This is a genomic window from Rhodococcus sp. NPDC127527 (assembly GCF_042672245.1).
Lineage (GTDB): Bacteria > Actinomycetota > Actinomycetes > Mycobacteriales > Mycobacteriaceae > Rhodococcus_G.
Genome location: NZ_JBHXVP010000010.1, coordinates 206,168 through 218,102, shown reverse-complemented (window position 1 = coordinate 218,102; position 11,935 = coordinate 206,168). Strand labels below are relative to the sequence as shown.

The 11,935-nt window shown below is 71.4% G+C and carries 12 protein-coding genes; 10 read left to right on the top strand and 2 right to left on the bottom strand.

Annotated elements, in window-relative coordinates:
* Positions 1 to 43: 43 nt before the first annotated feature.
* The gene (gene acs / locus ACFVH2_RS18080) at positions 44 to 1,978 is read right to left on the bottom strand and encodes an acetate--CoA ligase (RefSeq protein WP_378423223.1); all 1,935 of its coding nucleotides are present in this window, start codon (positions 1,976 to 1,978) and stop codon (positions 44 to 46) included.
* A gap of 302 nt (positions 1,979 to 2,280) precedes the next feature.
* Here acs and ACFVH2_RS18075 point away from each other — a divergent pair, with 302 nt between their 5' ends.
* Both ACFVH2_RS18075 and ACFVH2_RS18070 read left to right on the top strand, forming a co-directional pair.
* Positions 2,281 to 2,769 carry a VOC family protein gene (locus tag ACFVH2_RS18075; RefSeq protein WP_378423225.1) on the top strand — a complete coding sequence of 163 codons (489 nt, stop codon included), beginning with the start codon at positions 2,281 to 2,283 and terminating at the stop codon, positions 2,767 to 2,769.
* A gap of 73 nt (positions 2,770 to 2,842) precedes the next feature.
* Positions 2,843 to 3,592 (top strand): oxidoreductase, encoded by a 750-nt coding sequence (locus ACFVH2_RS18070; RefSeq protein WP_378423227.1) that lies wholly within the window; start codon positions 2,843 to 2,845, stop codon positions 3,590 to 3,592.
* Positions 3,593 to 4,057: 465 nt separating this feature from the next.
* Here the strand turns inward: ACFVH2_RS18070 and ACFVH2_RS18065 are convergent, their stop codons facing one another.
* The gene (locus ACFVH2_RS18065) at positions 4,058 to 4,888 is read right to left on the bottom strand and encodes an HAD-IB family hydrolase (protein WP_378423592.1); all 831 of its coding nucleotides are present in this window, start codon (positions 4,886 to 4,888) and stop codon (positions 4,058 to 4,060) included.
* Between the two features lie 358 nt (positions 4,889 to 5,246).
* Between ACFVH2_RS18065 and ssd the strand changes: the two genes are divergently transcribed.
* From ssd to ACFVH2_RS18025, 8 genes are all read left to right on the top strand, one after another.
* Entirely contained in the window at positions 5,247 to 6,341 is a 1,095-nt protein-coding gene (gene ssd / locus ACFVH2_RS18060; RefSeq protein ID WP_378423229.1) for a septum site-determining protein Ssd, read from the top strand.
* Positions 6,338 to 7,513 (top strand): TadA family conjugal transfer-associated ATPase, encoded by a 1,176-nt coding sequence (locus tag ACFVH2_RS18055; protein WP_378423231.1) that lies wholly within the window; start codon positions 6,338 to 6,340, stop codon positions 7,511 to 7,513. Before ssd ends, ACFVH2_RS18055 begins: the two co-directional genes overlap by 4 nt.
* Entirely contained in the window at positions 7,510 to 8,292 is a 783-nt protein-coding gene (locus ACFVH2_RS18050) for a type II secretion system F family protein (RefSeq protein WP_378423233.1), read from the top strand. Before ACFVH2_RS18055 ends, ACFVH2_RS18050 begins: the two co-directional genes overlap by 4 nt.
* A complete protein-coding gene (locus ACFVH2_RS18045) occupies positions 8,289 to 8,876 on the top strand; it encodes a type II secretion system F family protein (RefSeq protein WP_378423235.1) in 588 nt (195 codons plus the stop codon). Before ACFVH2_RS18050 ends, ACFVH2_RS18045 begins: the two co-directional genes overlap by 4 nt.
* A gap of 66 nt (positions 8,877 to 8,942) precedes the next feature.
* A complete protein-coding gene (locus ACFVH2_RS18040) occupies positions 8,943 to 9,173 on the top strand; it encodes a DUF4244 domain-containing protein (protein ID WP_378423237.1) in 231 nt (76 codons plus the stop codon).
* Positions 9,170 to 9,553, top strand: coding sequence for a TadE family type IV pilus minor pilin (locus tag ACFVH2_RS18035; protein ID WP_378423239.1), 384 nt, complete (start codon positions 9,170 to 9,172; stop codon positions 9,551 to 9,553). The genes ACFVH2_RS18040 and ACFVH2_RS18035 overlap by 4 nt, the downstream gene beginning before the upstream one ends.
* Positions 9,550 to 9,900, top strand: coding sequence for an Rv3654c family TadE-like protein (locus ACFVH2_RS18030; RefSeq protein ID WP_378423241.1), 351 nt, complete (start codon positions 9,550 to 9,552; stop codon positions 9,898 to 9,900). The genes ACFVH2_RS18035 and ACFVH2_RS18030 overlap by 4 nt, the downstream gene beginning before the upstream one ends.
* 86 nt (positions 9,901 to 9,986) lie before the next feature.
* Positions 9,987 to 11,930, top strand: a complete 1,944-nt coding sequence (locus ACFVH2_RS18025; RefSeq protein WP_378423243.1) for an amino acid transporter — start codon at positions 9,987 to 9,989, stop codon at positions 11,928 to 11,930.
* Positions 11,931 to 11,935 lie beyond the last annotated feature (5 nt).

Genomic DNA, 11,935 nt, shown 5'->3' with positions numbered 1-11,935 from the left:
CGTGTGTGAGGGGCACCTTCGCCGGGGGGTGAGTGCGGGGGAGTTACTTCCCCCGGATCGCGTCGAACACCTTGGGATCGACGAGGGTCGAGGTGTCCCCGAGGTCGCGGCCTTCCGCGACGTCGCGGAGCAGGCGGCGCATGATCTTGCCGGAGCGGGTCTTCGGCAGCTCGGGAACGATCGTGATCTGCCGCGGCTTGGCGATCGGACTGATGTCGGTCGAGACCTGGGCCTTCAGTTCGGCGATGAGCACCTCGCCGGTGTTCTCGACGCCCTCACGCAGGATCACGAAGGCGACGATGCCCTGCCCGGTGGTCTCGTCGGCGGCGCCGACCACCGCGGCCTCGGCGACACCGTGGTGGTTGACCAGAGCCGACTCGACCTCGGAGGTGGAGATCCGGTGCCCGGAGACGTTCATGACGTCGTCGACGCGCCCGAGCACCCACAGCGCGCCGTCGTCGTCGTACTTGGCGCCGTCGCCGGCGAAGTACCAGCCCTCCTCGGCGTACCGCGACCAGTAGGTGTCCTTGAACCGCTCCATGTCGCCCCAGATGCCGCGCAGCATCGACGGCCACGGCTGGTCGAGCACGAGGTAGCCGCTGCCGCCCGGGCCGAGCGGGCGCGCGTCGTCGTCGACGATCTTCGCGCTGATGCCGGGCAGCGGTGCCATCGCGGAACCGGGCTTGGTGGCGGTGATGCCGGGCAGCGGCGAGATCATGATCGCGCCGGTCTCGGTCTGCCACCAGGTGTCGACGATCGGTGCGGTGCCGCCGCCGATGACGTCGCGGAACCAGCGCCAGGCCTCCGGGTTGATGGGTTCGCCGACGGAGCCGAGCAGCCGGATCGACGACAGGTCGTGGGCGTCGGGGATCTCGCGGCCCCACTTCATGAAGGTTCGCACCAGCGTCGGCGCGGTGTAATAGATGCTGACGCCGTACTTTTCGATGATGTCGAAGTGCCGGTGCTCGTCGGGCGAGTTGGGGGTGCCCTCGTAGACGACCTGGGTCGCGCCGTTGGACAGCGGGCCGTACACGATGTACGAGTGTCCGGTGACCCAGCCGATGTCGGCGGTGCACCAGTACACGTCCTTGCCGGCCTTGTGGTCGAAGACGTTGTGGTGCGTGTAGGACGCCTGCGTGAGGTAGCCGCCGGAGGTGTGGATGATGCCCTTGGGCTTGCCGGTCGTGCCGGAGGTGTACAGGATGAACAGCGGATGCTCGGCGTCGAACGGCTGGGCCTCGTGCTCCGGGGAGGCGTTCGCGACCGTCTCGTGCCACCACAGGTCCCGGCCCGGCGTCCACTCGACGTCGATCTCGGTTCGCTTGACCACCAACACGTTCCGCACCGACGCGGCACCGTCGACCGCAGTGTCCACGGCCGCCTTGAGCGGTGCCGCCTGCCCGCGCCGCCACTGGCCGTCGGTGGTGACCACCAGTTTGGCCTCGGCGTCGTCGATGCGCGAGCGCAACGCGGAGGCGGAGAAGCCGGCGAAGACGACCGAGTGGGTCAGGCCGAGGCGCGCACAGGCCAGCATGGTGACGACGGCCTCGGGGATCATCGGCATGTAGATGGCGACGCGGTCGCCGGCCACCAGCCCGAGATCGGTGAATGTGTTTGCCGCGCGGGAGACCTCGGCGTGCAGGTCGTTGTAGGTCAGGGCGCGGCTGTCGCCGGGCTCGCCCTCGAAGGCGATGGCGACCCGGTCGCCGTTGCCCGCGAGCACGTGGCGGTCGACGCAGTTGTAGGCGACGTTGAGCTTGCCGCCGACGAACCACTTGGCGACCGGGGCGTCCGACCAGTCGAGGACCTGCGTCCACTTCTCGTGCCAGTGCAGGCGCTCGGCCTGGTCTGCCCAGAAGCCGAGCCGGTCGGCGTCCGCCGCTGCCTGTAGTTCGGGGCCGGCGTTGGCGGCAGCGGTGAACTCCGCGCTGGGCGGGTAGCTCTCGACGGTGTTGGTGTCGGCGGTGCTGCTGGTCATATCGCCCGTGCCCTCTTTTCGGTGGTCCATCTTTTGCGGTTGCACGGCGAACCGAGCCGCCGTGAAGTACATTCGAACGCTGCTGTGAGGGTAGTCACATGTGACCGCGAGCGCACCGTTGCAGCGGGTTGCAGGCCCGCCATCTGCGCCGATCGGTCGATTTCGTGCGACCGGCGGTGCTCCGCGTGCGCCGAGTGGACGGCCGCCGCGATGGAGGTCCGTTGCGCACGACCGAAAGGTGTCGGCCGCCGATGTCCGAATCGTCCAAGACGTCTCGGCGCGGTGGATGGTTCAGTGGACGCATGAGTGACCGTGCGATGACCCAGCAGTTGAGTCTGATCACCCTCGGGGTCGCCGATCTCGCGGCGACCCGCGCCTTCTACGTGGACGGGCTCGGCTGGACGCCGACGCTGTACGTCCCCGGCGAGGTGCTGTTCCTGCAGATCGGGCACGGAATGCTGTTGTCGCTGTGGTCGCGGGCAGAGATGGACGCCGAGGCCGGCGCGACGGCGCCTGCGGTCGGGCGCGACGGCAGCGCGCCGCTGACCCTCGGGCACCTCACCGACTCCCCGGCCGAGGTCGACGCCGTCCTCGCGGCCGCCGCTGCTGCGGGTGGTGCGGTGCTGCGCTCCGGTCGTCGTAGGGACTGGGGCGGGTACAGCGGGTACTTCACCGACCCCGACGGGTTCCGCTGGGAGGTCGCGCACAATCCCGGTTTCGTCGTCGGTCCGGACGGGTCGGTACAGATCGGCGAGGTGTCGAACGGGCCGGGGGAGACGGACGGCGGCTAGCGCCTGCCCGATCCGGTCGTCGATGGTCGTCTGCGTGCGGCTCGTCGGCCGTCGGCGGGTAGCGTCGACCATCGTGAGCGACCCCCTGCAGCCCCTCCTCGACCTGCCCGGCGTGCTCGACGCCGCCGACCGGGCTCGGGACGCGCTCGGCGAGGTGCACAGGCACAAGACCAACCGTCGCGGCTGGCCGACGACCGCGGCCGAGGCCGCGGTCCGTGCGGCGCGTGCGTCCGCCGCCATCGACGGCGGCAGCACCGAGCTCCCGGTCGAGGGTGAGGCCGGCGACCCTGTCCTCGCTGGCGCGCTGCGGGTCGGTCAGGCCCTCGACGGTGACGCGCTGACGATCATGACGGCAACCTGGCAGCGGGCGCCGTTGCAGGCGCTGGCGAGACTGCACCTGCTCGCGGCCGCCGGCCTGGTCACCGACGAGGCGGAACTCGGCAGGCCGCGCACCGCGGAAGGGGTGGGGGAGCGACTCGACTTGCTGGCCCAGCTGGTCACCGGCGGCACGAAGGCGCCGGCGCCGGTGTTGGCGGCGGTGGTGCACGGTGAGTTGCTGGCGCTCGAGCCGTTCGGGAGCGCGGACGGCGTCGTTGCCCGGGCGGCGTCGCGACTGGTTGCCGCCTCGACGGGCCTGGATCCGCACAATCTCGGTGTGCCGGAGGTCAGTTGGCTGCGCAGGCAGAAGGCGTACCGCGACGGCGCCGCGGGCTTCGCGGCCGGGACGGCCGAGGGCGTCGGTAGCTGGGTGATCCTGTGCTGCGGCGCTCTGGAGGCCGGGGCGCGTGAGGCGCTGTCGATTGCCGAGGCCGCGACGAGCTGAGTTTACGGTGTCCGTCGGGCTGTACGGCGTCCGAGTCATCGCGGGAAGCGGAATTTCCTTGGGGGACTTCGACTTCGAGCATGCGAAGCGGGCGGTGATGCCGACTCCCGTCGACCTCACCGCCCGCTAGCACGGACTACCGGGTTACCAAGCGTACATTGCGGGTTGTGATTTCTTACGGCCTCGGCGTAGGCCCGGGTACCGTCAGTTCGCCTCTGCAACTGGTGCAAGGTTCTCGCCGACGTGTGCTCGAGTCGCGCAGGCCCACAACACTTTTGCCCTTATAGTGGCTTGCTGCTCCGCGTGGGTGCCTGGTGTCCGTGCTGGGATTTCCCGACTGGGAGATCGATTCTTCTCTTCCGATTCGACCTTGGCCTGCCGTTCGTCCGTAACTCCTTTGTACCCTGTGACCCCACGCACAGCAAGGGCTTTCGGTACTCGATCGAGATCAGTTTTCCGCTGGTCTCAGTGTCGCCGCCGCAGTACTCCGTACGTCAACGCCCCCGCCAGGACGGCGCCGAGCCCGACGGCCGCGGTGGTCGCCACTGCTGCCGTCGATCGAGTCGCGAACCGGTCGCGGAGCGGGACCGGGTTGGAGAATGTCAGTATGGGCCAACCGTTTCCGGCCGCCTCCCTGCGGAGCGCGCGGTCCGGGTTGACTGCGGTGGGGTGTCCGACGGCCTCGAGCATCGGCAGGTCGGTGGAGGAGTCGGAGTACGCGTAGCACCGGTCGAGGTCGTAGTTCTCGGTGCGGGCCAGTTCCCGCATCGCCTCGACCTTGCCCTCGCCGTAGCAGTAGAAGTCGAGTTCGCCGGTGAATCTGCCGTTCTCGACTGTCATCCGGGTCGCCGCGGCACGGGTGGCTCCGAGCGCGCGGGCGATGGGGGTCACCACCTCCTCGCCCGATGCGGAGACCACAACGACATCGTGCCCCCGGAGCTTGTGGTCGGCAATCAGGTCGGCGGCCTCGGCGAACACCAGTGGATCGACGATGTCGTGCAGCGTCTCGGCGACGATCGCCCGCACCTGCTCGACGTCCCAGCCGGCGCACATGTTGGTCAGGTGCGTCCGCATCCGCTCCATCTGATCGTGATCAGCGCCGGAGAGCAGGAACAGGAACTGGGCGTAGCTGCTCTTGAGGACCGATCGCCGGTTGATCAGGCCCTGGTCGAAGAACGGGCGGCTGAAGGCGAGGGTGCTCGACTTGGCGATGATCGTCTTGTCCAGGTCGAAGAACGCCGCCACTCGGCCGCCGTCGGACTTTCCACTCGCGTCTGCCGTCACGATTCGAACAATAGTTGTCCGCCCTGGCCGGTGCGGGTCGGCGACCGGTTCGGATGGTTCTCGCGATCCGCAAGGTAAACAAGCGACCAGTTGAACTTGCGATTTCTCCGCGGCCGGGGTGTAGTATTGCAACCACCTGGACTTGATCTGGGTGTGTTCAGCCCGACCCCCCGGGGCTGAACTCCGAAGACCCCCGCCTCCTCCCCCCCTGGCGGGGGTCTTCCTCTATCTACGGTCGGTCTCGCGCTTTTCGCGCCGTACGGATCCGGACTGGTGCATCCGTACCAGAATCTGTCCACAGTTCCGGAGTTGTCCACAATCGGCGGGCTTCCCCTTTTCCCGCATGCGACCGCCGCGCAGGCTCGATTGCATGGACGCCACGCACGCCACACCCGACCGCCAGGTGGTCGCCGTGACGAAGGACCTCGAACTCGCCGTCAGCATCCGCCGAGCCGCCGCGGCGGCGGATCGGCCCCTCTCCGAGCACGCCGTCGCGATTCCGCGCCGGGTCTGGGACGTCGCCGCGCACCTGCTCCTCGATGCCGACTGCGCACACGAGTGCGCGACCGCCGGGCTGCCGCGCCGGGCGGCGGTTCAGTTGGTCTGCGTCGGGGCGCCCGGGCTGTCCGAGTGGCGGGCCGCCGCCGCGGTCGGGGCGGAGACCGTCCTGACCCTCCCCGACGACGAGGCCGTCCTGGTCGCGGCGCTGGCCCGCGTCCGGGATCGCCCGGCCGGGGGCGGGTCGGTCATCGCCGTGGTCGGCGGCCGCGGTGGCGCCGGGGCATCGACACTCGCCGCGGCCACCGCGTTGACGGCGGCCGCGCGTCGCGGCCGGGGTGGCCTGCTGGTCGACTGCGACCCACGGGGTGGCGGGCTCGACCTCCTGCTCGGTGTCGAGCAGACCCCCGGACTGCGCTGGCCCGCGGTGGTGATCGAGGGCGGCGCGGTCTCGGCCTCGGCCCTGCACGACGCGCTGCCACGGACCGATGACGGCGTCGCGGTGCTGTCCTGCGGTAGGGGCGCGGGGGCGACTGCGCCGGGCGCCGCGGCGCTGCGGGCGGTGGTCGAGGCCGGACGCGGCACGGGCGACGTCGTGGTGTGCGACCTGCCCCGGCAGTCTGCTCCGGCGACGGAGTCGGTCCTGGACCAGGCGGACCTGGTTGTGGTGGTGGTCCCGGCCCAGCTGCGTGCGGCCGCGGCCGCGGAGGCGCTCGTGGCTGCCGTGCGTGGCAGCAACCCCAACGTCGGGGTCGTGGTGCGCGGCCCCGCTCCCGGTGGCCTGCGGGCCGCCGACATCGCGGACCTGCTGGGCCTGCCGCTGCTCGCGGCCATGCGACCCGAGCCGGGTCTGGCGGGCGCGCTCGAGCACGGCGGGCTGCGACTGCGCCGGCGATCGCCGCTCGCCGGTGCGGCCGCGACCGTGCTCGACGCCCTCGGTGTCGGCGCCGCCAGGCGGGCGCCGTGAGCGCGCTGATCTCTGCGGACCTGCTCGACCGGGTCCGCGGACGCCTGGCCCAGAGCTCCATGCCGCCGACCCCGGCTGCCGTGGCCGCGGCCATCCGGGCCGAGTCCTCCGGTGTGCTCGGCGACACCGACCTGCTCGGCGCACTGCGGGTGCTGCAGACGGAACTGACCGGCGCCGGGGTTCTGGAACCGCTTCTGGCGCAACCGGACATCTCGGACGTACTGGTCACCGCGCCGGACGAGGTGTGGGTGGACCGGGGGTCCGGCCTGGAACGCGCCGACGTGTCCTTCCCGGACGAGGCCTCGGTCCGCAGGCTCGCCCAACGGCTGGCACTGGCCGCGGGACGCAGGCTCGACGACGCCCAACCCTGGGTCGACGGCAGGCTGCCCGGTTCTCCCGGCATCGACTTCGGTGTGCGGCTGCACGCGGTCCTGGCGCCGGTGGCCCAGGCCGGCACCTGCCTGTCGCTGCGGGTGCTGCGGCCGGCCGCCGAGGGCCTCGACGCGCTGCGCGCGAGCGGCACGGTGCCGCCGGACGCGCACGAGATGCTGCTCCGGATCGTCGACGCCCGACTCGCCTTTCTCGTGGTCGGTGGAACGGGCGCAGGCAAAACGACCTTGCTGGCCGCGTTGCTGGCGAAAGTCGATGTGCGGGAACGGATCGTCTGCGTCGAGGACGCGGCCGAACTGGCGCCGACCCACCCGCACGTGGTGCGGCTCGTCGCACGGTCGCCGAACGTCGAGGGGGTGGGGGAGGTGACGGTCCGTCAGTTGGTGCGTCAGGCCCTGCGGATGCGCCCGGACCGCATCGTGGTCGGCGAGGTGCGCGGCGGCGAGGTGGTGGACCTGCTCACCGCGCTCAACACCGGTCACGACGGTGGCGCGGGCACGGTGCACGCCAACTCGCCGGAGGAGGTGCCCGCCCGGCTCGAGGCGCTCGCGGCGCTCGGCGGGATGGACCGCGCCGCGCTGCACAGTCAGCTTGCCGCCGCGGTCCAGGTGGTGCTGCACGTGCATCGCGTCGCGGACGGTCGCCGCCGCCTCGCGCAGATCGGCGTCCTCGAACGGGATCGGCACGGTGAGGTCACCGTCGTGCCGGCCTGGACGGCGCGCGAACCACGTTGCGCGGGAGCAGATCGGCTCGAGGTGCTGCTCGAACGGTCGGATCGGTGATCCCCGCGCTGCTCCTCGGTGCGCTCGCGCTGGTCGTCGCGCCCGCGGGCGACCCGAGCAGGCGGCTGCGCCCGGCGCAGGCAGGCTCGGTCCGGGCGGCGCGGGTCTGGGGCCCGCGGGCGATCGGGGTCGGCGTCGTCGCGGCGGCCGCGTTGGCGGGACCGGCGGCCGCCCTCGCCGCGGCGACCCTGGCCTGCACGGTCGCGCACCGTGTGCGGCGGCGGCGCCTGGGCCGTGACCGCGTCGCCGAACAGCGGGGCCTGCTCGCGGCATTGGAGGCCGCGGTCGGGGAACTGCGGGTCGGCACGCACCCCGCCGCGGCCTGTGCGACCGCCGCGGAGGAGGCGAAAGGTACTGCCGCCGAGGCGTTCCGCGGTGCCGCGGCAACCGCCCGGCTCGGCGGCAGTGCCGCAGCGGGACTACGCGCACCGGGCGGAGCGATCGACGCCGACCTCGATCGGATCGCGGCGGCCTGGAAGGTCGCCGAACAGCACGGCATCGCCCTGGCCGAACTTCTCGATGCCGCTCGTACGGATCTGTTGGGGCGCATCAGGTTCCGTGACCGAGTCGAATCGGGGCTGGCGGGTGCCCGCGCCACCGCCGCGGTGCTGGCCGGTCTGCCGCTGCTGGGGATCGCCCTCGGACAGTTGATGGGCGCCGGTCCGCTGCGGGTGCTGTTGTCCGGTGGGCTCGGTGGTGTCCTGCTGGTACTCGGCACGGTGCTGGTGTGCGCAGGGCTGTTGTGGACGGACCGGATCACCGGTCGGGTGGCGGGATGAGCGCGCTCGCCGCGATGCTGCTCGCGGCGGCACTGCTGGTGGCCCCTGGCGTCACCGCCGCGAGGGGGCGCCTTCGCGCGGCCGTCGGGCAAACCCCGGCACCTGGCGATGCGACCGCCGCAGGCCCGGCACAGGACGATCCGATGGCCGGTGCGGCGGGATACGACCTGCTCGCAGCCTGTCTGAGGTCGGGGCTGCCGATGGCGGTCGCGGCGGCCGCGGTCGCGCCGAACAGTCCCGAACCGATTGCGGGAGCGCTCCGTTCGGCGGCGAACCTGCTCGCGCTCGGTGCCGAGCCCGAGATCGCGTGGGAGAGGGCCGCAGCGGAACCGGAAACCGAGACGCTGGCGCGGACGGCTCGGCGCTCGGCGCGGTCGGGATCCTCGCTCGCCGCCGCGATGACGGAGCTGGCCGCGGACCGCCGGACCGTCGTCGAGGACCGCGGCGCCGCGGCTGCCGAACGTGCCGGGGTCCTGATCAGCGGGCCGCTCGGGCTCTGCTTCCTGCCGGCCTTCCTGTGTCTGGGGATCGTGCCGGTGGTGGTCGGACTGGCCACCCGGGTACTCGGGCAAGGACTGCTGTGAGCGCGCCCGTGCGCGCTCCGAATCGCCGCCGCGGAGAGACCGCGTCGGTCGTCGAGAAGGGGGAACATGATGTCGATCAGGGCGTTTCGGGGTCGGGTTCGGGACGTGGTCGTAGCGACACGGCACCGGCTGCTGATCGCGACGGTGGCGGAGGACGGGATGTCCACCGCCGAGTACGCGATCGGGACCATCGCGGCCGCGGCCTTCGGGGCGGTGTTGTATTCCGTGGTGACCGGCGACTCGATCGTGTCGGCACTGACCAACATCATCGACAAGGCGCTCAACACCGCGGTGTGAGCGGGCGGTTCGACCGGGTTGCCGACGAGACGGGCGCGGTCACGGTGGAGGCCGCGATCGCCATCGCGTCGATCGTGGTGGTCGTGATTCTCTGCGTCGGCTCGGTCCTCGCGGTGTCCGCACATGTTCGGTGTGTCGACGCGGCGCGGGAGTCGGCCAGACTCGTCGCCCGCGGGGACCGGGACGAGGCGGTCCCCGCGGGCCGACGGGTCGCGCCGGGCGGTGCGCGGGTGGAGGTGCGCGAGGAGGGCAGGTACGTCACGGCGCGGGTCTCGACCGGCGTCGCGTTGCTGCCCCTGCTCCGCATCTCCGCGGAGGCGGTCGCCGCGGTGGAGGAAATGTCGCAGGCCGAATCGGACGGCGGAGGCGGACCGCCGTGAGGGACGAGCGGGGTGCGGCGACGGTGCTGGCCTGCTTCGCGATGCTCGCGCTGATCTCGCTGGCACTGGTGATCGGGCACCTGGGCGCGGCGGTCGCGACCCGGCACCGGGCCCAGGCCGCGGCCGACCTCGGCGCGCTGGCCGCCGCTGCCGCCCTGGACCGCGGGGGCGAGGCCGCGTGCGCTGCCGCGCGGGGTGTCGCGGACCGGATGAGGGTCACCCTGCGCGAGTGCAGGATCGAGGGCTGGGACGCGATCGTGACGGTCGGGGTGCGGGCCGGCCTCACCGCGGTGGGATCCGGTGACGCGGTGGCCGCGGCGCGGGCGGGACCGGTGGACCAGCCGTAGCCCGGCAAGTCCGATACGCGAGGTTCCGCGGCAACACGCGCCGCTCCCCGGCGTGCGGTCGGGTAGCCAATGGCAGGATTCCCGACGTGACCACGACAGTTCGACCGCCGGCGCGGCTGCGTTCCTGGCTGCTCGCCGACATCACCGAGGAGCCCGCGGGGCACCAGGGGCCGTTCCGGTCACCGCCGAAGGAGGAGCACAAGCACTCCTGGTGGAAGGTGATGTGCCTGACGGGCGTCGACTACTTCTCCACTCTCGGCTATCAGCCGGGCATCGCGGCGCTCGCCGCTGGGGTGCTGTCGCCGATCGCCACCATGGTGCTGGTCACGTTGACCCTGGTCGGCGCGTTGCCGGTGTATCGCCGCGTCGCCGCGGAGAGCCCCCGCGGCGAGGGCTCCATCGCGATGCTGGCGCGGCTGCTGCCACGCTGGGGCGGAAAGATCTTCGTGCTGGTGCTGCTCGGATTCGCCGCGACCGACTTCATCATCACGATGACGCTGTCGGCTGCCGACGGTGCCGCGCACCTGGTGGAGAACCCCTTCGCTCCCGAGGGCCTGCACGGCAAGAACCTGGTGGTCACTCTGGTGTTGCTGGGGCTGCTGGCCGCGGTCTTCCTCAAGGGCTTCTCCGAGGCCATCGGCCTCGCGGTCGCCCTGGTCGGGGTGTACCTGGCGCTGAATCTGGTGGTCGCGGTGGTCGGACTCTGGCACGTCGCCACGGCGCCGTCGGTGGTCACGGACTGGACGTCGGCGATGACGGCCCAACACGGCAGCCCATGGATGATGATCGCGATCTCGCTGCTCGTCTTCCCCAAGCTCGCGCTCGGACTGTCCGGATTCGAGACGGGCGTCGCGGTGATGCCGCAGATCCGCGGCGACGACACCGACACCCGCGCGGTCCCGCGCGGCCGGATTCGTGGCGCCCGCCATCTGCTGACCACGTCGGCGCTGATCATGAGCGCCTTCCTCATCGTCACGAGCTTCATCACCACCGTGCTGATCCCGGAGCAGGAGTTCGAGGCGGGCGGCGAGGCGAACGGTCGCGCGCTGGCGTATCTCGCCCACGAGTACCTCGGCAACACGTTCGGCACCGTCTACGACGTCAGCACCATCGCGATCCTGTGGTTCGCGGGCGCCTCCGCGATGGCGGGACTGCTCAACCTCGTGCCCCGGTACCTGCCCCGCTTCGGGATGGCCCCGGACTGGGCGCGCGCCGTCCGGCCGCTGGTCCTGGTGTTCGCGGCGATCGCGGTGGGCATCACCTGGTACTTCGACGCGGACGTGGACGCCCAGGGCGCCGCCTACGCCACCGGTGTCCTGGTGCTGATCACCTCCGCCGCCGTCGCGGTCACCCTCTCCGCGCGGCGGCGAGGACAGCGCCGCAAGACGATCGGCTTCGGTGTGGTCGCCGTGATCTTCACCTACACCACCGTGGTCAACGTCTTCGAACGTCCCGAGGGCGTGCAGGTGGCCGCGCTGTTCATCCTCGCGATCCTGCTGGTGTCGTTCGCGTCCCGGTTCCGGCGCGCCTTCGAACTGCGTAGCGAGTCGGTCAGCTACGACGAGACGGCCCTGCAGTTCATCGAGGAGGCCGCGCGCGGCACGATCCGGATCGTCACCCACGACGTGGACCGCCGCGACTCCGAGGAGTACCGGGAGAAGGCCTCCGATCAGCGGCGCGAGAGCCACATCCCCGGCGACGAACCGATCCTGTTCCTCGAGGTCAACGTCAAGGACTCCTCGGAGTTCGCGACCAAGCTCCGAGTTCACGGCCGGCAGCGCGACGAACACCGGATCCTCTGGGTCAACAGCGCGGTCATCCCGAACTCGATCGCCGCGATCCTGCTCGACATCAGGGACCGGACGGGAACGATCCCGCACGTCTACTTCGAGTGGACGGAGGGCAATCCCGTCACCAACCTGCTGCGATTCCTGTTCATCGGCCAGGGCGAGGTGGCGCCGGTGACCCGGGAGGTCCTGCGTCGGGCCGAGCCGGACGTCTCCCGTCGACCCCACGTCCACGTCGGGTAGGCGCG

Excerpts from the sequence above, each read along its gene's own strand:
- ssd (WP_378423229.1), top strand. The coding sequence starts at position 5,247 with ATGGACGCCACGCACGCCACACCCGACCGCCAGGTGGTCGCCGTGACG.
- ACFVH2_RS18075 (WP_378423225.1), top strand. The coding sequence starts at position 2,281 with ATGAGTGACCGTGCGATGACCCAGCAGTTGAGTCTGATCACCCTCGGG.
- acs (WP_378423223.1), bottom strand. The coding sequence starts at position 1,978 with ATGACCAGCAGCACCGCCGACACCAACACCGTCGAGAGCTACCCGCCC.
- ACFVH2_RS18045 (WP_378423235.1), top strand. The coding sequence starts at position 8,289 with ATGAGCGCGCTCGCCGCGATGCTGCTCGCGGCGGCACTGCTGGTGGCC.
- ACFVH2_RS18040 (WP_378423237.1), top strand. The coding sequence starts at position 8,943 with ATGATGTCGATCAGGGCGTTTCGGGGTCGGGTTCGGGACGTGGTCGTA.